Source organism: Paractinoplanes tereljensis, assembly GCF_016862435.1.
In the GTDB taxonomy this organism is placed as follows: Bacteria; Actinomycetota; Actinomycetes; order Mycobacteriales; family Micromonosporaceae; genus Actinoplanes; species Actinoplanes tereljensis.
In genome coordinates, this window is the sequence record NZ_BOMY01000025.1 from 220661 (window position 1) to 240703 (window position 20043).

The following is a 20043-nucleotide window of genomic DNA, read 5'->3' on the forward strand; positions in this document are numbered from 1 at the left end:
TTGCGGATCCCACCCGGCGGGGCGTCGGGGACATCAGTGGCGATGGTCCTCGCCGACGGTGGCCTCCTCGGCGCTCTCCGCGGTGTCCGGAACCGGCGGGATGTCCGCCTCCGCCGTCCGGTGCGCCGCGGTGGCCGACACGCCCGCTTGCGCGAGCATCAGGTCCAGGTCGGCGGTGGTCCGTAGTACCTCGTCGTGGAACGTCTGCGGGCCCTGTCCGGCCCGGTGCCGGGCCCGGCCCGCCTGCGGCGTGCCGTCGTAATCCTCCCGGCCGGCCGAATATCCGATCACCCCGGCCTCGCGTTCCGGTGACAACTGCAAAACGTCATGCCGTACGCCGGAAGCCTCCCGCAACCGCAACGCCGTCACCAGATCGGCGACCGCGCGCAGCAACCCGAGCCCGCCGAGCAGCAGAATCATCGGGTCGGCGGTGCGGGCGAGCGGCCCGGCCGCGTAGAAGCCCAGCCCGGCCTGGGCCACCCCGAGCGCCATCATCAGCCCCCAGGTGCGGTCGGTGCCCCGGTTCATCGTCGACACCGCGACGTCCATCGCGCCGCGCACCATCAGGAACCAGCCCACCAGCGACGCCGGCGTGGCATAGCTCGAGCCCGAGTCGACCAGCAGGACCAGGCCGGTCACCGTGAACAGCCCGGCCATGCCCGCGTTGAGCCACCAGGTGCGGGTGCCGGCCAGTGCCCGCACCCCCTCGCACAGCGCACCGAACAGCACCACCGGCCCGGCCACGTCGGCCACGCTGACCGGCTCCAGCCGCAGCACGCTCCAGGCGATCGCCAGCCACGCCACTCCGGCGAACATCAGGAAGCCCCACATGCTGTCACGCATGACCGTCAGGGGTGATGAACCGGACCACAGCATGGGGCCTCCAGCGAAGGTGTCTCTGCCATGACAACATCCGCGCTCGCGGCCGGGCCGGGGTTCGGGCAGATTCACAGCGCGTCCCCAGGGGCCCTGGAGCAAGATCGATGTCACCGAGCGCAGTCGAACCGGGCACCCGTTATGTCAGCCCGCCGGTGTGCGAACGGGCATCGCCGGATATCCCTCGATGACCGTGGATTCGTTTACACAGGCGTAACGCGTGAATGCGCGATTGTTGCCGTTCTGTGCGCCACGATTCGTGTACCGGCGCGACGCGAAACTTTCCGGCCGAAGGCGCCGGAATTCGAAAGTTCTGCGCCCGGGAGTGGTGGCGGCGAAAGGGCGATCCGGGGTGGTGAGCTGATGTTGGTTCCCGAGTTGGATCATGTGGGGGTGCCGGTGGGAGCGCGAATGCGGCCTTTCCGGCCGGGCACGCGCGTGAATCCCGCAGGCATTGCGGGAGGATTTGACAATTCTTGTGCCCCCGGTGGGATTCGAACCCACACTGTATGGTGTTTGAGACCATCTTCTCTGCCGGTTGGAATACAGGGGCCGGCCGGCTCGGTCCCCGACACGGTATGGCCACGCCAGGATGAGCTTCCGACAGCCTACCCACTACGCTTAGGACGGCGATACCCACATACCGGGGTGTCGCGACTTCGGGAGTGTTGGGGGTAGAGGTTCCGTGGCCGACACGCAGGCTGGGGCCGATCGCAAACGGGTGCTGATCGCCGAGGACGAGGCCCTCATCCGGTTGGACCTGGCCGAGATGCTGGTCGAGGAGGGCTACGACGTGGTCGGCGAGGCCGGCGATGGCGAGACCGCCGTCCGCCTGGCCGAAGACCTCCGTCCGGACCTGGTCATCCTCGACATCAAGATGCCGATCATGGATGGCCTCGCGGCCGCCGAGCGGATCGCCGGTGGGCGCATCGCCCCGGTGGTGATCCTGACCGCGTTCAGCCAGCGCGACCTGGTCGAGCGGGCCCGGGCCGCCGGCGCGATGGCCTACCTGGTCAAGCCCTTCCAGAAATCCGACCTGGTGCCGGCGATCGAGATCGCCCTCTCGAGGTACTCGGAGATCGCCGCCCTCGAGTCCGAGGTCGCCGGGCTCACCGACCGTCTGGAGACCCGCAAGTCGGTCGAACGGGCCAAGGGTGAGCTGATGACGAAGTACCAGATGACCGAACCGCAGGCATTCAAGTGGATTCAACGCACAGCGATGGACCACCGCATGACGATGCGTGAGGTAGCCGACCGGATCTTGGCCGAGGGCCAGGAAGCCGGCGGAGCCCAGGCAACCACAAGTTGATCTAGCGGAAACACGAGTGTTGTAACACCTCCTCCTGCCTGGGCGTCTCTGCACGTAACGGTTCGGTGAAAGCCCGATCGAAGTCTTTTGGCAGGCCCGGATCCTGGGATAGCGTCCCGGCCCATGACGGGCGCAGCGTGGTCGCGCGGGCACGCAAGTGCCAATCGACCAGCCGTGGCTCGGTGGGTTCGGTATGGAGGAGAGGTTCCAACCTTGAGGCAGGTTCTCGCACGAGCCATCGGCGGGGTGGCCATCATCGGGCTCATCGCCGGTGCCGCTGCTTGTAATAAGGACACGAGTAGCAGCAGCGACACGGCGAGCGGCTCGAACTGCGGCTACAAGCTCGCATACTTCGGCGCTCTGACCGGCTCGGCCGCCAACCTCGGTGTGAACATCGAGCAGGGCTTCGAGCTGGCGATCAACCAGTACAACAAGACCAAGGGCTCCGACTGCATCACGGTCGCGAAGTTCGACTCGCAGGGTGCGGCCGAGGTCGCTCCGGGTGTTGCCCGGAACCTGGTGGCGGACAAGAAGATCCTCGGCATCGTCGGCCCGCCGTTCTCCGGCGAGTCCGAGGCCGCTGACCCGATCTTCGAGGCCGCCGGCATCCCGACGATCACCCCGTCCGCGACCCGGGTGTCGCTGTCGGCCAACGGCTGGAAGACCTTCCACCGCGCGGTGGCCAACGATGACGCCCAGGGCCCCGCGGCCGCGGCGTACATCAAGGACAACCTGAAGGCCACCAAGGTCTTCATCGCGGACGACCAGTCGGCGTACGGCGCCGGCCTGGCCGACGTCGTCAAGTCCAAGCTGGGCGCGCTGGTCGTCGCCTCGGACAAGACCGAGGGTGACGGCAAGCAGACCGACTTCTCGGCGCTGGTGCAGAAGGTGACCTCGTCCGGTGCGACCGCGCTCTTCTACGGCGGTTACTACACCAACGCGGGCGTCATCCGTAAGCAGCTGACCTCGGCCGGCTGGAAGGGCACCCTGCTCGGCGGCGACGGCATGAAGGACCCGGGCCTGTCCAAGGCGTCGGGTGTGGCCGCTGCGGTCGGCACCGTCGTTACCTGCCCGTGCTCCCCGCCCGAGGCCGCCGGCGGCACGTTCGTCAACGACTACAAGGCGCAGTGGAACGTCGACGCCGGTACCTACTCGGACGTCGCGTTCGACGCGGCGAACATCCTCCTGCAGGGTATCGACGCCGGTAACACCACCCCGGAGAAGCTGAACACCTACCTGTCCACGATCAACTACAAGGGGATCGCGAACACGTACAAGTTCACCTCGACCGGTGAGCTCGACCCCACCCTGATCAAGGTGTGGGCGTTCAAGTTCGACCAGAGTGGCGACGCCAAGTCCGACGTGGAGATCAAGACCTCCTGATCGCGCAGTAACTCTCCGTAGGGCCGGTGTGGCCGGATGATCTCCGGCCACACCGACCTCGTCGTTTTGGAGCCCCTCTGTGGATTTTTCCGGCCTGATCAACGATTTCGGGCCGCTCACCGTGACCGGGCTTGCACAGGGCGCGATCATTGCCCTGTTCGCACTGGGCTACACCCTGGTCTACGGTGTCTTGCGGCTGATCAACTTTGCACACTCCGAGGTCTTCCTCCTCGGCACCTACGGGTGCCTCATCGCCTGGGGATGGTTCGGCCTCGACCAGAACTCGAAAGCGCCGAACTTCGGCGCGATGCTCGCCTACATGGCCCTCGGCCTGGTGGTGGCGATCGTCGCGTCGGGTCTCACCGCGCTCGCGGTGGAGCTGGTGGCCTACCGGCCGCTGCGCCGGCGTAACGCCCCGCCTCTCGCATTCCTGATCACGGCGATCGGTGCCTCGCTCGCGATCTCGGAGACGGTGGGTGTTCTGACGCACCGCAACCAGAGGGGTGTCCCGCCGATCATCCAGGCCCGGACGGTCATCACGATCGGCGACACGCATATCACGAACCTGCAGATCCTGATCGTCGTCCTGGCGCTGGTGATGATGTTCGTGCTCGACCGCTTCATCAACGGCTCGCGTCTCGGCCGGGGCATCCGCGCGGTGTCCCAGAACCCGGACAGCGCGGCCCTGATGGGCGTCAACAAGTCCCGGGTCATCTCGCTGGTCTTCCTCCTCGGCGGCCTGATGGCGGGCATCGCCGCGGTGATGTACGACCTGAAGATCGGCGTCACCAAGTACGACGCGGGCTTCCTGCTCGGCATCGACGCGTTCACCGCCGCGGTGCTGGGCGGCATCGGCAACCTGCGGGGCGCGCTGCTCGGCGGCCTGCTCCTGGGGGTGCTGCAGAACTACGCGGCCGGCCTGTTCGGTTCGCAGTGGCTGCACGCGGCGGCGTTCGTGCTGCTGGTGCTGATCCTGCTGTTCCGTCCGACGGGCCTGTTGGGTGAGTCTCTCGGAAGGGCACGAGCATGAGCGACACCGCAGTGGCCCCTTCGAAGGAAAAGACCTCGTTCCGCGGCAACGGCGGCGTTCGTGGCTGGTTCGGCCGGCAGCCGACCTGGGTGCGGGCGATCGTGACGGTGGTGGCGCTGGTCCTGGCCATCCTGCTGCCGTACGCGGGTGACGTCCCGCTGATCGGCCCGCAGATCGTCACCCAGGGCATCGACTGGCCGTCCTCGCTGTTCAACATGTCCTACTACGTGCTGCTGGCGCTCGGCCTGAACGTGGTGGTCGGCTACGCGGGCCTGCTCGACCTCGGTTACGTCGGCTTCTTCGCGATCGGCGCCTACGGCACCGCGCTGCTGACCTCCCGGGACTCGCTGCTCTACGCGCACTCCGGCTGGTCCTGGCTGGCGGCGGCGCCGGTGGCGCTGGCGATCACGATGGCGGCGGGCCTGATCCTGGGCTGGCCGACACTGCGGTTGCGCGGCGACTATCTGGCCATCGTGACGCTCGGCTTCGCCGAGATCATCCGGATCGTGGCCACCAGTACGCCGAACTTCCTGCGTGGCGACCGCGGCTTCACCAACATCCCGCACCCGCCCGGCCAGGGCTCGGACGGCAAGCCGATCTTCGGCGTGACCGACGCGACGCCGTACTTCTGGCTGGGTCTCGGGGTGATCGTGGTGGTCATCCTCGGGGTCCGCAACCTCGACCGCAGCCGGGTCGGCCGCTCCTGGCTGGCGATCCGGGAGGACGAGGAGGCCGCCGAGATCATGGGCGTCCGCACCACCCGGTTCAAGCTGTGGGCGTTCGCCATCGGCGCGTTCATCGGTGGTCTCGGTGGTGTGCTGTTCGCCGGCGAGCAGGGCTTCATCAACTCGCAGACGTTCGTGCTCCAGTTCTCGATCCTGGTGCTGGCCGGCGTGGTCATGGGTGGCTCCGGCAACATGGCCGGTGCGATCCTGGGTGGTGCGCTGATCTCGTACATCCCGGACCGGCTCCGTGGCATCTCGGACCCGTTCTTCCACACCGACCTGTACGAGTACCGGTTCGCGATCTTCGGCGTCGTGATCATCGTCATCATGGTCCTGCGCCCGCAAGGTCTGATTCCCAGCCGGCGCCGGGCGATGGAGCTCAAGGACCGGGAGAAGGAGGTGGCTCCGCAATGAGTGAGCCGCACATCGAGACTCCGGAGGAGCTCGACCGTTCCGACGCCCGGCCGGTGGACCAGGCGGCACCGACCGGTGGCCCGGACCTCACCACGCCGACCGTCGGCGACCCGGACCTCCTGCTCGAGGTCGACCACGTCACCCTGCGCTTCGGTGGTGTCGTGGCGCTCAACGACGTCAGCTTCTCGCTGCGCAAGGGTGAGATCTTCGGTCTGATCGGCCCGAACGGGGCCGGCAAGACCACCTGCTTCAACGCGATGACCGGCGTCTACCAGCCGACCGAGGGAGCCATCCGGTTCCAGGGCGAGTCGATCGTCGGCAAGAAGAAGCACGAGATCACCCGGGGTGGCATCGCCCGCACGTTCCAGAACGTGCGGCTGTTCCCCGAGATGACCGCGCTGGAGAACGTCATGGTGGGCGCCGATGCGCACCACAAGACGAGCGTGCTGAGCGCGCTGTTCCGGCTGCCGCGGTTCTGGCAGGAGGAGAAGTCGGGCCGGGCACGCTCGATGGAACTGCTCCGCTTCGTCGGCATCGCGCACCGGGCCGGCGACGTCAGCCGCAACCTCTCGTACGGCGAACAGCGCCGGCTCGAGATCGCCCGGGCCCTCGCCACCAACCCGACCCTGCTCTGCCTGGACGAGCCGGCCGCCGGCTTCAACCCGGCCGAGAAGGTGGATCTGCTCGCGCTGATCCGCCGGATCCGGGACACCGGCGTCACGGTCCTGCTGATCGAGCACGACATGCGCCTGGTCATGGGTGTCACCGACCGGATCGTGGTGCTGGAGTTCGGCAAGAAGATCGCCGAGGGGACACCCGCCGAGGTGCGGGACAACCCGGCGGTCATCGCCGCGTACCTGGGGGTTCCGACCGATGCTGCTTGAGCTTGACAACGTTTCCCTCGCGTACGGCCGCATCCAGGCCCTGCACGGCATCAGCCTGAACGTCGCGCAGGGCGAGATCGTCGCCCTGATCGGCGCCAACGGCGCCGGGAAGTCGACCACCATGCGGGCCATCTCCGGCCTGCGCCCGGTCTCCGAGGGTTCGATCCGCTTCGACGGGCAGGACATCTCCAAGCTGCGGGCCGACCTGCGGGTGGTCCGGGGCGTCTCCCAGTCACCCGAGGGCCGGGGCATCTTCCCGGGCATGTCGGTGCGGGAAAACCTCGAGATGGGCGCCTACACCCGGAAGAACCGGGCCGAGATCAGCGAGGACCTGGAGCGGGTGTTCACCCTGTTCCCGCGGATGAAGGAGCGGGAGAAGCAGTCCGGCGGCACGCTGTCCGGCGGCGAGCAGCAGATGCTCGCGGTCGGCCGGGCGCTGATGAGCCGGCCCAAGCTGCTGCTGCTCGACGAACCGTCGATGGGGCTGGCCCCGATGCTGATCCAGCAGATCTTCGACATCATCGTCGAGATCAACGAGCAGGGAACCACCGTCCTGCTCGTGGAGCAGAACGCCCAGCAGGCACTTTCCCGGGCACACCGGGCGTACGTTCTGGAGACCGGACGGATCGTGAAGGAAGGCACCGGCGCCGAACTTCTGCACGACCCGGCGGTCAAGGACGCCTACCTCGGCGTTGCTTAATTCTCTTTGAGGAGACATCCATGTTCCGCACCACCCCTGGCCGTCGGGCGATCCTCGGGCTGGCACTTGCGGCGGCGCTGACCACCTCGGTCGCCGCCTGCGGCTCGGAGTCCGGCGACGACACCGGCAGCAGCACCCCCACGGGCGCCTCGTCCGCCAGCACCGCGGTCGACGCGGCCCTGGTCGCGAAGCTCCCGGCCGACATCAAGTCGGCCGGCAAGCTGACCATCGGCACCGACTCGACGTACGCGCCGAACGAGTTCCTCGACGCCGACGGCAAGACCGTCATCGGCTTCGACGTCGACCTGTTCGACGCGGTGGCGGCCAAGCTCGGCCTGACCACCGAGTGGCAGTCGGCCAGCTTCGACAGCATCATCCCGGGCGTCACCAGCAAGAAGTACAACGTCGGGGTCTCGTCCTTCACGATCAACGCGGACCGCCTGAAGGAGACCACCATGGTCTCCTACTTCGCGGCCGGCACCCAGTGGGCGGCCAAGGCCGGCGCCACGATCAGCCCGGACGACGCCTGCGGCAAGAAGATCGCCGTGCAGACCGCGACCGTGCAGGTCGACGACATCACCGCCCGGTCGAAGAAGTGCACCGACGCCGGCAAGGCGAAGATCACGATCGACCAGTACCAGGCCCAGTCGGACGCGACGAACGCCGTCGTCACCGGTAAGGACGACGCCATGCTGGCCGACTCCCCGATCGGCGCGTACGCGGTGAAGCAGACCAACGGGCAGCTCGCCCTGGTCGGCGACATCTACGACTCGGCCCCGTACGGCTACGTGGTGGCCAAGGACCAGGCCGACGGTCTGGGTGCGGCCCTCGAGGGAGCGCTCGCGGCGCTGATCGCCGACGGCACCTACAAGACGGTCCTGACCAAGTGGGGCGTCGACGCGGGCGGCATCACCGACCCGGCCGTCAACCCCACCGTCTGACCCTTATGTCTGACCAGACACAGACCGACCGGGCACGGCCTGAACCCATCAAGGCCGTGCCCGTGCGGCACCCCGGACGCTGGCTGGCGATCGCGGTTCTCGCCGTGCTCACCGCGATGTTCCTGCACCTGATCCTCACGAACGATCAGTTCCGGTGGTCGTTCATCTTCAACTCGTACGAGCCCGGCAAGCGCGGTGTCATGTTCACCGAGCCGGTCCTCGAGGGCCTGCGCGGCACGCTGCTGCTGACCGTCACGTCGATGGCGATCGGCGTCGTGTTCGGCGTCGTCATCGCGATCATGCGGCTGTCCGACAACTGGATCCTGCGCGGGGTCGCGTTCGTCTACACCTGGTTCTTCCGGGCGGTGCCCCGGCTGGTGCTGGCCGTGCTGTTCGGCAACCTGAACATCCTGTGGGACCGGATCGGCTTCGGCCTGCCGTTCGATCAGCAGATCGGCAAGCTGTTCGGTATCGACGACCTGAACGCGCAGTTCTACAGCGTGAAGGCCAGCGACCTGCTGGCCGGGTTCGTGGCCGGCATGCTCGCGCTCGGTCTGTCCGAGGCGGCGTACATGGCCGAGATCGTCCGGGCCGGCATCCAGTCGATCGACCCCGGCCAGGCCGAGGCGGCGACCGCGCTCGGTCTGTCCCGCAGCCAGGTGCTGCGCCGGGTGGTGCTGCCGCAGGCGATGCGGGTGATCGTGCCGCCGACCGGCAACGAGGTGATCGCGATGGTCAAGGACACCTCGCTGGTGGCCTTCGTACCGGTCACCTTCGAGCTGTTCTTCCAGCTCAACGCGATCAAGGCGCGCACCTTCGTGGTGTTGCCGGTGCTGGTCGCCGCGGTGATCTGGTACCTGATCATCTGTACCGTCCTGATGGTCGCGCAATACTTCGTGGAACGGCACTTCGGCCGGGGTTACGGCACCGCCGGGCAGGCCCGGCAACGGTTGCGGAACATCCAGGCCGAGCAGGGTTCCTCTTCGACGGCTGGGGGCGTGACATGACGGTCGAGATGGTGCGCGCCGACAACGTGCACAAGTCGTTCGGCTCGCTCGAGGTGCTCAAGGGTGTCGACCTGGTGGTCAACGCGGGCGAGGTGTGCTGCGTGCTCGGCCCCTCCGGGTCCGGCAAGTCGACGTTCCTGCGCTGCGTCAATCACCTCGAGAAGATCAACGCCGGGAAGATCTTCGTGGACGGCGACCTGGTCGGTTACCACGAGCGCGGCGGCAAGCTGCACGAGATGAAGGGCAAGGACGTCGCCCGGCAGCGCCGGTCGATCGGCATGGTCTTCCAGCGCTTCAACCTCTTCCCGCACATGACCTCCCTCCAGAACGTGATGGAGGCACCCTGCCGGGTGAAGAAGGAGAGCAAGGCAGAGGTACGCGAGCGAGCGGCCTCGCTGCTCGAGCGGGTCGGGCTCGGCAGCAAGATCGACGCTTACCCGGGCATGCTCTCCGGCGGTCAGCAACAGCGGGTGGCGATCGCCCGGGCCCTGGCCATGCGGCCCAAGCTGATGCTGTTCGACGAGCCGACCAGCGCGCTCGACCCGGAGCTGGTGGGCGAGGTGCTGGACGTGATGAAGGACCTGGCCCGGGACGGCATGACCATGGTGGTGGTCACCCACGAGATCGGCTTCGCCCGCGAGGTCGGCGACCAGGTCGTGTTCATGGACGGCGGGGTGGTGGTCGAGAAGGGTTCGCCCGCCGAGATCCTCGCCAATCCGAAGCACGAACGAACCCAGGCATTCCTCAGCAAAGTGCTGTAAAAGCTTCGATTGCGGCCGGGGTGGTCGCGGTTCTTGTCGTACCCCAGGACTAGAGTTCCCTGACGTGAGCGACGACGCCATGACCCCCCGTTTGCTGCTGCTCGACGGCCACTCGCTGGCCTATCGGGCCTACCACGCGCTGCCGGTGGAAAACTTCAGCACCGCGACCGGGCAGCACACGAACGCGGTGTTCGGCTTCACCTCGATGCTGATCAACATGCTGCGCGACGAGAAGCCGACCCACATCGTGGTCGCCTTCGACCTCTCCCGGAAAACCTTCCGCAGCGCGATCTACCCGGAATACAAGGCCGGCCGGTCCGAGACGCCGAAGCCGTTCCTGGGTCAGGTCAGCCTGATCAAGGAGGTCCTCGAGGCGCTCCGCATCCCGGTGGTGGAGAAGGACAACTACGAGGCCGACGACGTGATCGCGACCCTGGCCACCCAGGCCCGGGCGGCCGGCATGGAGGTGGTCATCTCCACCGGTGACCGCGACGCGTTCCAGCTCTCCAACGAGCACGTCACGATCCTCTACCCGGTGCGCGGCGTCTCCGAGGTGTGGCGCATGACGCCCGAGGCGATCGAGACCAAATACTTCGTGCCGCCGTCGCGCTACCGCGACAAGGCGGCCCTGGTCGGCGAGTCCAGCGACAACCTGATCGGCGTGCCCGGCGTCGGCGACAAGACGGCCGCCAAGTGGATCCACGAGTTCGGCGACCTGGACGGCATCATCGCCAACGTCGACAAGATCAAGGGCAAGGCGGGCGAGAGCCTGCGGGCCAACCTGGCCGGCGTGATGCTCAACTACCGGATGAACAAGCTGGTCGACGACCTCGAGCTGCCGCTCGGCCCGGCCGACGTGCAGTGGCACGGCTGGGACCGCGAGGCCGTGCACCAGGTCTTCGACGCGCTCGAGTTCCGGGTGCTGCGCGAGCGGCTCTATTCCTATCTCGACGCCGTCGAGCCCGAGGCCGAGGCCGGCTTCGACATCTCCGGTTCGGTTCTCGCCGCCGGCGAGGTTGCCGCCTGGCTCGGTTCGCACGCCCTTTCCGCTCCGGTGGGGGTCGCCGTGACCGGCACCTTCGGCCGTGGCACCGGAACCCTCACCGGCGTTGCCATCGCCACCGGCGACGGCCCGGCTGCGTGGATTGATCCGACCGCTCTGGACGAATCGGACGAAAAGGCCGTTGCTGGCTGGCTTGCCGATGCCTCTCGGCCCAAGGTGGTGCACGACGCCAAGCCGGCCTCGCTGGCCATGCGCGCGCACGGCTGGTCCCTCGCCGGCGTGCGGGTCGACACCGCGCTCGCGGCCTATCTGGCGAAACCCGACCAGCGTGCCTACGACCTCACCGACCTGGCCCTGCGCTACCTCAAGCGCGAGCTGCGGGTCGAGGAACCGGCCGACAACGGCCAGCTCGCCTTCGACCTGCCCGGCGACGACAAGGGCGCCGTCGAGGAAAACCTGATGCTGCGCGCCCGGGCCACCCTCGACCTGGCCGACGTGCTCACCGAGGAGTTGTCCCGCGACGGCGGCGAGTCGCAGACCCTGCTGACCGAGGTCGAGCAGCCGCTGTCGGTGGTGCTGGCCGAGATGGAACACCTCGGCATCGCCGCCGACACCGAATACCTCTCCGAGCTCGAGGCGCACTTCGCGGCCGAGGTGAAGTCCGCCCAGCAGGGCGCGCACGAGGTCGTCGGCCGCGAGTTCAACCTCGGCTCGCCCAAGCAGCTGCAGGAGATCCTGTTCAACGAGCGGGGCCTGCCCAAGACCAAGAAGATCAAGTCGGGTTACACCACCGACGCCGACGCGCTGCAGAGCCTCTTCGCCCAGACCGGCGACCCGGTGCTGCACCACCTGCTGCGGCACCGCGACGTCGCGAAGCTCAAGTCCACGGTCGACGGTCTGCTCAAGTCGGTCTCCGACGACGGCCGCATCCACACCACGTTCAACCAGACCGTGGCCGCGACCGGGCGGCTCTCGTCGACCGACCCCAACCTGCAGAACATCCCGATCCGCACCGAGGAGGGCCGGCGCATCCGCCGCGCCTTCATCGTCGGCAAGGGCTTCGAGCAGCTGATGACCGCCGACTACAGCCAGATCGAGATGCGCATCATGGCGCACCTGTCCGGCGACGAGGCGCTGATCGCCGCGTTCAACTCGGCGTTCGACTTCCACGCCGCCACCGCGTCGTCGGTCTTCCACGTCCCGGTGGAGGAGGTCGTCCCCGATCAGCGCCGCAAGATCAAGGCGATGAACTACGGCCTCGCCTACGGCCTGTCCGCGTTCGGTCTGTCCAATCAGCTGACCATCGGGGTCGACGAGGCCAAGGCCCTGATGGAGGAATACTTCCAGCGGTTCGGCGGCGTTCGCGACTACCTGCAGTCGGTCGTGAAGCGCGCGGTCCAGGACGGCTACACGGCTACCATCCTCGGCCGCCGGCGCTACCTGCCCGACCTCTCCAGCGACAACCGTCAGCGCCGTGACATGGCCGAGCGGATGGCGCTGAACGCTCCGATCCAGGGCTCGGCGGCCGACATCATCAAGGTCGCCATGCTCCGGGTCGACGCCGCCATCACGGCGGCCGGGCTGCGGTCCCGCATGCTGCTGCAGGTCCACGACGAACTCGTCTTCGACGTGGCCCCCGGCGAGCGCGAGGCCCTGGAGGAGTTGGTCCGCCGCGAGATGGGCGGCGCCCATCCGCTCTCGGTCCCGCTCGAGGTCTCGGTCGGCTCCGGCCGCGACTGGAACGGCGCCGACCACTAGATCGTGAGCCCTGGCTCGATGCTGGCTGGGAGCCAGCGCAAAGTGTCCTGGGTGTTGTGGCGAAGCCATTGATGTATGCCTCCCACAAGCCGTAGGACTGGCGGTGACGATCGGTCCCGTGGGCGGTAATGTTCGGCGCGGCGGCTGCTCGGCGGGAAAGAGCGGAGGGGTCGCGGTGGGACGTCGTTGGTTTCGGAGCGGTGTGAGGCTGGCGGGATGTTGAGCAAGATGACCCAGGAGACCGCGGTCGCGGTGGCCGACGATGGTGCGCCGATCGCGCAGGCTCCGCTGGACGCCGCGCAGGCGAGCCGGTTCGCTCCGATGTTCAAGGCGCTCGGTGATCCGGTGCGCCTCCGGTTGCTGTCGATGATCGCCTCGGCCGGCGGCGGCGAGGTCTGCGTCTGCGACCTGACCGGCGCCTTCCACCTGACCGGCCCGACCATCTCGCACCACCTGCGGGTGCTGCGCGAGGCCGGCCTGGTCGACAGCGATCGCCGCGGCACCTGGGTCTACTACCGCCTGATCCCGGCCGGCCTGACCGTCCTGGCCGCCCTGCTGGACGCCGGCACCTTCCTCTGACCTTTTCTCAGCCGCCGGTGGATCCACCGGCGGCTGAGCTCAGTGCCTCGGGGCGTTTGTCGGCTGGGGCGCCGGGAGGTCGGCGACGAAGATCGCCGTGCCGGGGAAGAGACGGCCGCGCAGCGGGCTCCACTGGCCCCAGATCTGGTCGTGGCCGGCCGGCCACTCGGGCTCGATCAGGTCGCGGAGCACGAAGCCCGCGGCCACCAGCTCGCGGATCCGGTCGCCCAGGGTGCGGTGCTGCTCGACGTAGGTGGGGCGGCCCTCGTCGTCGGTCTCCACGTACGGCGTCCGGTTGAAGTAGGAATTTCTGGCGATAAGGCCGCTTTCATCCGGTTCATCCCAGAAAATCCAGCGCATCGGGTGGGTGATCGAGAAGACCCAGCTGCCGCCGGGGCGCAACACGCGGGCGACCTCGCGCATCGCGGCACCGGAGTCGGCCACGAAAGGGATCGCCCCGAAGGCGGTGCAGACAATGTCGAATACGCTGTCCGCGAACGGCAACGCCAGTGCGTCGGCTTGCACCAGCGGCACCCGTACGCCCGAGCGCTCGGCCCCGGCCCGCGCATGCCGCAGCATGCCCGCCGAGAGATCCATCGCCACGACGTTGGCGCCCTGGCCGTCGAGCCACCGCGCGCCGGCGGCGGCACCGGCACCCAGCTCCAGCACCTTCTTGCTCTTGACCTCGCCCAATAGATGAGCGTCGGCCTCGCGCAGACCCTCCGGGCACCAGACGAAGTCCAGATCGCCGAGGAATGTGCCATGCTCGGATTGGTACTCGTCGGCGTCCAGATCCCACCAGGAGCGGCTGGCGACACGGCTTTCGGCATCGCTGACCGAGCGGCGATGCGGGAGTGGGGTCTCGATCACGGGGCAACGGTACGGCAGGGCGTGGTGCTGCCCTGATTCGGCACATTACGGGCATGCTACGAGGTTTCCCCCGAACATTGTGCCGCCGTCGTCAGGAGGGCTTGCAACCTGTGGTAATGCGCACGGTAAGCTAGTCGATGCGCTCGCGGATCGTGTGCCTCGGCAGGGAGCAGGTTCCGTGGTCGTCGGTTGCGACATGATCGACTGCAAGGATCTGATCTTCCCGGTCCGCCCTTGCTCCCTCGTCGGTGTCGTGCCCGTCGGCAGTTCCGCGGCGCGCGAGAGACACCACGAATCCATCCGTTCGGAGCAACTGTCCACATGACGAGCAGCATCGAGGCCACCTCGAGCGCCAACCGGGTCACCGTCGACGATCTCGGGTCCGAGGAAGCATTCCTCGCCGCCATCGACGAGACCATCAAGTACTTCAACGACGGCGACATTGTCGAAGGCACCGTCGTCAAGGTCGATCGGGACGAGGTCCTGCTCGACATCGGCTACAAGACCGAGGGTGTCATCCCCTCGCGCGAGTTGTCGATCAAGCATGACGTGGACCCCGCGGAAGTGGTGTCGGTCGGTGACCACATCGAGGCGCTTGTTCTCACCAAGGAGGACAAAGAAGGCCGCCTGATCCTCTCGAAGAAGCGGGCGCAGTACGAGCGCGCCTGGGGCACCATCGAGAAGATCAAGGAAGACGACGGCGTCGTCCGTGGTTCGGTCATCGAGGTTGTCAAGGGTGGCCTCATCCTCGACATCGGCCTGCGCGGCTTCCTGCCCGCGTCCCTGGTCGAGATGCGTCGTGTGCGCGACCTCCAGCCCTACGTGGGCCGGGAGCTCGAAGCCAAGATCATCGAGCTGGACAAGAACCGCAACAACGTGGTCCTGTCCCGCCGTGCCTGGCTGGAGCAGACGCAGTCCGAGGTTCGCACCGAGTTCCTCAACAAGCTGCAGAAGGGCCAGGTCCGCAAGGGCGTCGTCTCTTCGATCGTCAACTTCGGCGCGTTCGTCGACCTCGGTGGTGTCGATGGTCTGGTGCACGTCTCCGAGCTCTCCTGGAAGCACATCGACCACCCCTCCGAGGTCGTCGAGGTCGGCCAGGAGGTCGAGGTCGAGGTGCTCGACGTCGACCTGGACCGCGAGCGCGTCTCGCTGTCGCTGAAGGCGACCCAGGAAGACCCGTGGCGTCAGTTCGCCCGCACCCACGCGATCAACCAGATCGTGCCGGGCAAGGTCACCAAGCTGGTTCCGTTCGGTGCGTTCGTTCGCGTCGACGACGGCATCGAGGGCCTGGTGCACATCTCCGAGCTGGCCGAGCGGCACGTCGAGCTGCCCGAGCAGGTCGTCCAGGTGGGTTCCGACGTTCTCGTCAAGGTCATCGACATCGACCTCGAGCGTCGCCGGATCTCGCTGTCGCTCAAGCAGGCCAACGAGGGCTTCGTCGAGGGCGAGGAGCACTTCGACCCGACCCTCTACGGCATGGCGGCGACGTACGACGCCGAGGGCAACTACATCTACCCCGAGGGCTTCGACCCCGAGACGGGTGAGTGGCTCGAGGGCTTCGACAAGCAGCGCGAGACCTGGGAGAAGCAGTACGCCGACGCCCGCGAGCGTTGGGAGGCCCACACCAAGCAGGTGCAGGCATCCCGCGACGCCGACGCCGAGGCTGCGCTCAACCCGACCCCGGTCACGGCTGGCGTTGCCACCTCGTCGACGTCGTCCTCGACCTCGTCGAGCTCGCCGGCTCCGGCGCGTGCCGCCGAGGAGCCGTCCGGCACCCTGGCCACCGACGAGGCTCTCGCCGCTCTGCGCGAGAAGCTCGCCGGCGGCAAGAACTGATCTGACAGTTCTTCGTAAAGGCCGTCCCGACTTCGGTCGGGGCGGCCTTTCGCCATTCCCGGCCCAGCCCATTCCCGGCTCAGCCCGGCTTTGGCTCAGCCCGGCTTCGGCCGGGCCTCGGCTCGGCTCGGCCCCCGGCCGCGTCCGGCGCGGGGCGGACCGGGCGGGCGGCGGGCGGGGCGAACGGTGATACTTAGCGCGTGCTGAAAGTGGGGCTTACCGGCGGGATCGGTGCGGGCAAGAGCGCGGTCGCGAAACGACTCGTCGCCAACGGCGCGGTGCTCATCGACTCCGATGTGCTGGCCCGCGAGGTGGTGGCGGCCGGCACCCCCGGCCTGGCCGCGGTGGTCGACGCCTTCGGCGCCGGCGTGCTGACGCCCGCCGGCGATCTCGACCGGCCGGCGCTGGGCGCCAAGGTCTTCGGCGACGACGAGGCGCGGCGAAAGCTGGAGCAGATCATCCACCCACGGGTACGCTCCCGGGCTGTCGAGTTGGCGCACGCGGCGCCGCCCGACGCGATCCTGGTCAACGACGTACCGCTCCTGGTGGAGACCGGGCAGGCACCTTCGTACCATCTGGTGCTGGTGGTTGAGGCCGACCATGAGCTGCGCCTCCGCCGTCTCGAAGAGACGCGCGGGATGACCGCCGACCAGGCGGCCGCGCGGATCGCCGCGCAGGCCGACGACCAGCAGCGCCGGGCCGCGGCCGACGTCGTGCTGGAGAACAACGGAACCCTGGACGACCTGCACACCCAGGTGGACCGGCTGGTGCGCGACCGGCTGCGCCCGTTCGAGGAGCACGTGCGGTCCGGCACCGCCGCCCGGTTCGGCCCGGAACTGCACATCGCCGAACCCGACCCGACCTGGCCGGCCCAGGCGGCCCGGCTGATCGCCCGGATCCGGCACGCGATCGGCGGCGACCTGACCGTGGCGCACATCGGCTCGACCGCGGTGCCCGGGCTGCCGGCCAAGGACATCATCGACCTGATGCTGGCCGTGCCGACCCTCGACGAGGCGGACGCGCTGGCCGACCGGCTCGGGCGGGCCGGGTTCCCGCAGCGGCTGGGGGACTGGGCGGACAACGCGCGCGGGCTGCCCGGCCAGACCTGGCCGAAGCGGTTGCACGGCACCGCCGATCCCGGTCGGCCGGTCAACCTGCACGTGCGAGTGGCCGGCTCGCCGGGCTGGCGTTTCGCCCTGCTGATGCGGGACCACCTGCGGGCCGTGCCGGCCGCGCGGGACGAATACGCGGCGGCCAAGGCCGCCTGGGCGACCCAACACGCCGACCGATACGCGTACGGCGAGGCAAAGGAACCGTGGTTCGACGCCGAGGCCCGCGCCGCCGACGACTGGGCCGAGGAAACAGGCTGGCGACCGAGCACGTCGTGACCCGGCTTCTTTGGACCGGGCCCTTGTGCGCTGGGGTTTTGGGAAAGAAGGGCGCTCGCGGCGGCCGGTCTGCGCAAAGCGCGACCACCACGGGTGCGCGCGCCGGGAGTGCCGGGGCGCATCGACCGCGGGCCGGTCGAGCGGGCCGTGTGGTGGCCCGGACTCGATGCCGGTCGGCCGCCGCGAGCGGCCTACCCGAACAGGTTAGGCGAGCGCCGCAAGCCCGAACAATGGCGTTCACCGGGGCCGAATGTGCACCCTCCGCACGCCGTCGGCCAGAACTTGTCATACCCCCGACGTACGGTTGTCCCCATGGCGTTCGACATCCCATTGCTCGACGGCCGCTTCGAGGTCATCAGCGAATTTCAGCCCGCCGGAGACCAGCCGGCGGCCATCGACGAGCTCGAGCGCCGGGTGCGCCAGGGCGACCGCCACACGGTTCTGCTCGGCGCGACCGGCACCGGCAAGAGCGCGACCACCGCGTGGCTCATCGAGCGGCTGCAGCGGCCGGCGCTGGTGATCGCGCCCAACAAGACGCTCTGCGCGCAGCTGGCCAAGGAGTTCCGCGAGCTGCTGCCCAACAACGCCGTCGAATACTTCGTCAGCTACTACGACTACTACCAGCCCGAGGCCTACATCGCCCAGACCGACACCTACATCGAGAAAGACTCGTCGGTCAACGAAGAGGTCGAGCGGCTGCGGCACTCGGCCACCATGTCGCTGCTGACCCGGCGCGACGTGATCGTGGTGGCGACGGTGAGCGCGATCTACGGCCTCGGCACCCCGCAGGAATACGTGGAGACCGCGGTCAAGCTCAAGGTCGGCGAGGAGACCGACCGCGACAAGCTGCTGCGCCGCCTGGTCGACATTCAGTACTCGCGTAACGACATGGCCTTCCAGCGCGGCACGTTCCGGGTCCGGGGCGACACGCTGGAGATCATCCCGGCCTACGAGGAGCTGGCCGTCCGCGTCGAGCTGTTCGGCGACGAGGTGGAGAAGCTCTACTACCTGCACCCGCTCACCGGCGACGTGGTTCGCGAGGTCGACGAGCTGATCATCTTCCCGGCCACGCACTACGTGGCCGGCGCCGAGCGGATGGAGCGGGCGATCCACGGCATCGAGGCCGAGCTCGAGGAGCGGCTGGCCGAGCTCGACCGCCAGGGCAAGCTGCTCGAGGCGCAGCGGCTGCGCATGCGCACCACCTACGACCTCGAGATGATGCGCCAGGTCGGCTTCTGCAACGGCATCGAGAACTACTCGATGCACATGGACGGCCGCAGTCCCGGCGAGCCGTCCTACACCCTGCTCGACTACTTCCCCGACGACTTCGTCACGGTCATTGACGAGTCGCACCAGACCATCCCGCAGATCGGCGGGATGTATGAGGGGGACGCCTCCCGGAAGCGGATCCTGATCGAGCACGGCTTCCGGTTGCCGAGCGCGGCCGACAACCGGCCGCTGCGGTTCGACGAGTTCCTCGAGCGGGTCGGCCAGATGGTGTTCCTGTCGGCCACCCCCGGCCCGTGGGAGATGCAGCAGGCCCAGGGCGAGTTCGTCGAGCAGGTCATCCGGCCGACCGGTCTGGTCGACCCGCAGGTCGTGGTCAAGCCGACCAAGGGCCAGATCGACGACCTGATGCACGAGATCCGGCTGCGCACCGAGCGCAACGAGCGGGTCCTGGTCACCACCCTGACCAAGAAGATGTCCGAGGACCTCACCGACTACCTGTTGGAGAACGGCATCCGGGTGCGCTACCTGCACTCCGAGGTGGACACTCTGCGCCGGGTCGAGCTGCTGAAAGAGCTGCGCAAGGGCGACTACGACGTGCTGGTCGGCATCAACCTGCTGCGGGAGGGCCTCGACCTGCCCGAGGTGTCGCTGGTCGCGATCCTCGACGCCGACAAGGAGGGCTTCCTACGCAGCGGCCGGTCGCTGATCCAGACCATCGGCCGGGCGGCGCGAAACGTCTCCGGCGAGGTCCATATGTACGCGGACAAGATCACCCCGTCGATGCGGAGCGCCATCGAGGAGACCGACCGGCGCCGGGACAAGCAGATCGCCCACAACGAGGCCAACGGCATCACCCCGACCGCCCTGCGCAAGAAGATCCACGACATCCTCGACGACATCTACCGCGAGGCGGAAGACACCGACGCGGCGGTCGGGCCGATGGTCGGCGGCGGCGGCCGGCAGATCTCCCGCGGCAAGGCCCCGGTGCCCGAGACCCGCTCGAAGGCGCGGGCGTCGAACGGCACGGCCCGCGAGGGCATGGCCCGGGCCGAGCTGGCCCAGCTCATCCAGGACCTCAGCGACCAGATGCTGGCCGCGGCGCGTGAGCTGCAGTTCGAGCTGGCCGCCCGGATCCGCGACGAGATGTCCGAGTTGAAGAAGGAACTACGCGGCATGGATATGGCAGGCGTGAAGTAGGAGGTTTTCGCTAACCTCCCCGCGTGACTCCCGCGGACGAGCCGGCCTGGACGACATCGGACGGTGCCGGCTTGGACGGTGCCGGCTTGGACGGTGCCGGCTTGGACGGTGCCGGCTTGGACGGTGCCGGCTTGGACGGTGCCGGCTTGGAC

Annotated in this window: 16 protein-coding genes and 1 tRNA gene; 14 read left to right on the forward strand and 3 right to left on the reverse strand. The window is 68.2% G+C overall.

The window, feature by feature from the left end; genetic code table 11:
* Positions 1-33: 33 nt before the first annotated feature.
* Entirely contained in the window at positions 34-843 is an 810-nt protein-coding gene (locus Ate02nite_RS19985; RefSeq protein ID WP_239147531.1) for a hypothetical protein, read from the reverse strand.
* A 512-nt stretch (positions 844-1355) separates the two neighbouring features.
* Positions 1356-1429 (reverse strand) — tRNA-Leu (locus tag Ate02nite_RS19990).
* 132 nt (positions 1430-1561) lie between these two features.
* Here Ate02nite_RS19990 and Ate02nite_RS19995 point away from each other — a divergent pair.
* The 11 genes from Ate02nite_RS19995 to Ate02nite_RS20045 all read left to right on the forward strand — a co-directional run bounded on the left by Ate02nite_RS19995 (position 1562) and on the right by Ate02nite_RS20045 (position 13370).
* The gene (locus tag Ate02nite_RS19995) at positions 1562-2185 is read left to right on the forward strand and encodes an ANTAR domain-containing response regulator (protein ID WP_203807669.1); all 624 of its coding nucleotides are present in this window, start codon (positions 1562-1564) and stop codon (positions 2183-2185) included.
* 213 nt (positions 2186-2398) lie between these two features.
* Entirely contained in the window at positions 2399-3568 is a 1170-nt protein-coding gene (locus tag Ate02nite_RS20000) for a branched-chain amino acid ABC transporter substrate-binding protein (protein ID WP_203807671.1), read from the forward strand.
* Positions 3569-3647: 79 nt separating this feature from the next.
* On the forward strand, positions 3648-4598 hold the full coding sequence (locus Ate02nite_RS20005) for a branched-chain amino acid ABC transporter permease (protein ID WP_203807673.1): 951 nt from the start codon (positions 3648-3650) through the stop codon (positions 4596-4598).
* Positions 4595-5737 carry a branched-chain amino acid ABC transporter permease gene (locus tag Ate02nite_RS20010; RefSeq protein ID WP_203807675.1) on the forward strand — a complete coding sequence of 381 codons (1143 nt, stop codon included), beginning with the start codon at positions 4595-4597 and terminating at the stop codon, positions 5735-5737. The genes Ate02nite_RS20005 and Ate02nite_RS20010 overlap by 4 nt, the downstream gene beginning before the upstream one ends.
* A complete protein-coding gene (locus tag Ate02nite_RS20015; RefSeq protein WP_239147532.1) occupies positions 5734-6621 on the forward strand; it encodes an ABC transporter ATP-binding protein in 888 nt (295 codons plus the stop codon). The genes Ate02nite_RS20010 and Ate02nite_RS20015 overlap by 4 nt, the downstream gene beginning before the upstream one ends.
* Entirely contained in the window at positions 6611-7321 is a 711-nt protein-coding gene (locus tag Ate02nite_RS20020) for an ABC transporter ATP-binding protein (RefSeq protein ID WP_203807677.1), read from the forward strand. Before Ate02nite_RS20015 ends, Ate02nite_RS20020 begins: the two co-directional genes overlap by 11 nt.
* A gap of 20 nt (positions 7322-7341) precedes the next feature.
* Positions 7342-8262 carry an ABC transporter substrate-binding protein gene (locus Ate02nite_RS20025; protein WP_203807679.1) on the forward strand — a complete coding sequence of 307 codons (921 nt, stop codon included), beginning with the start codon at positions 7342-7344 and terminating at the stop codon, positions 8260-8262.
* Between the two features lie 5 nt (positions 8263-8267).
* Entirely contained in the window at positions 8268-9269 is a 1002-nt protein-coding gene (locus Ate02nite_RS20030; protein ID WP_203807681.1) for an amino acid ABC transporter permease, read from the forward strand.
* Positions 9266-10030 carry an amino acid ABC transporter ATP-binding protein gene (locus tag Ate02nite_RS20035; protein ID WP_275422920.1) on the forward strand — a complete coding sequence of 255 codons (765 nt, stop codon included), beginning with the start codon at positions 9266-9268 and terminating at the stop codon, positions 10028-10030. The genes Ate02nite_RS20030 and Ate02nite_RS20035 overlap by 4 nt, the downstream gene beginning before the upstream one ends.
* Positions 10031-10109: 79 nt before the next feature.
* Positions 10110-12791: a DNA polymerase I gene (gene polA, locus Ate02nite_RS20040; protein ID WP_203807732.1), complete on the forward strand. Its 2682-nt coding sequence runs from the start codon at positions 10110-10112 to the stop codon at positions 12789-12791.
* A 216-nt stretch (positions 12792-13007) separates the two neighbouring features.
* Positions 13008-13370: an ArsR/SmtB family transcription factor gene (locus Ate02nite_RS20045; RefSeq protein WP_239147533.1), complete on the forward strand. Its 363-nt coding sequence runs from the start codon at positions 13008-13010 to the stop codon at positions 13368-13370.
* Positions 13371-13409: 39 nt separating this feature from the next.
* Here Ate02nite_RS20045 and Ate02nite_RS20050 read toward each other — a convergent pair whose 3' ends face one another.
* Positions 13410-14237, reverse strand: coding sequence for a class I SAM-dependent methyltransferase (locus Ate02nite_RS20050; protein ID WP_203807736.1), 828 nt, complete (start codon positions 14235-14237; stop codon positions 13410-13412).
* Between the two features lie 324 nt (positions 14238-14561).
* Here Ate02nite_RS20050 and rpsA point away from each other — a divergent pair, with 324 nt between their 5' ends.
* The 3 genes from rpsA to uvrB all read left to right on the forward strand — a co-directional run bounded on the left by rpsA (position 14562) and on the right by uvrB (position 19891).
* Positions 14562-16076 (forward strand): 30S ribosomal protein S1, encoded by a 1515-nt coding sequence (gene rpsA, locus Ate02nite_RS20055; RefSeq protein WP_203807683.1) that lies wholly within the window; start codon positions 14562-14564, stop codon positions 16074-16076.
* Positions 16077-16276: 200 nt separating this feature from the next.
* Positions 16277-17464, forward strand: coding sequence for a dephospho-CoA kinase (gene coaE, locus Ate02nite_RS20060; RefSeq protein ID WP_203807685.1), 1188 nt, complete (start codon positions 16277-16279; stop codon positions 17462-17464).
* A 312-nt stretch (positions 17465-17776) separates the two neighbouring features.
* Positions 17777-19891: an excinuclease ABC subunit UvrB gene (gene uvrB, locus Ate02nite_RS20065; protein ID WP_203807687.1), complete on the forward strand. Its 2115-nt coding sequence runs from the start codon at positions 17777-17779 to the stop codon at positions 19889-19891.
* The last annotated feature ends 152 nt before the right edge of the window (positions 19892-20043 follow it).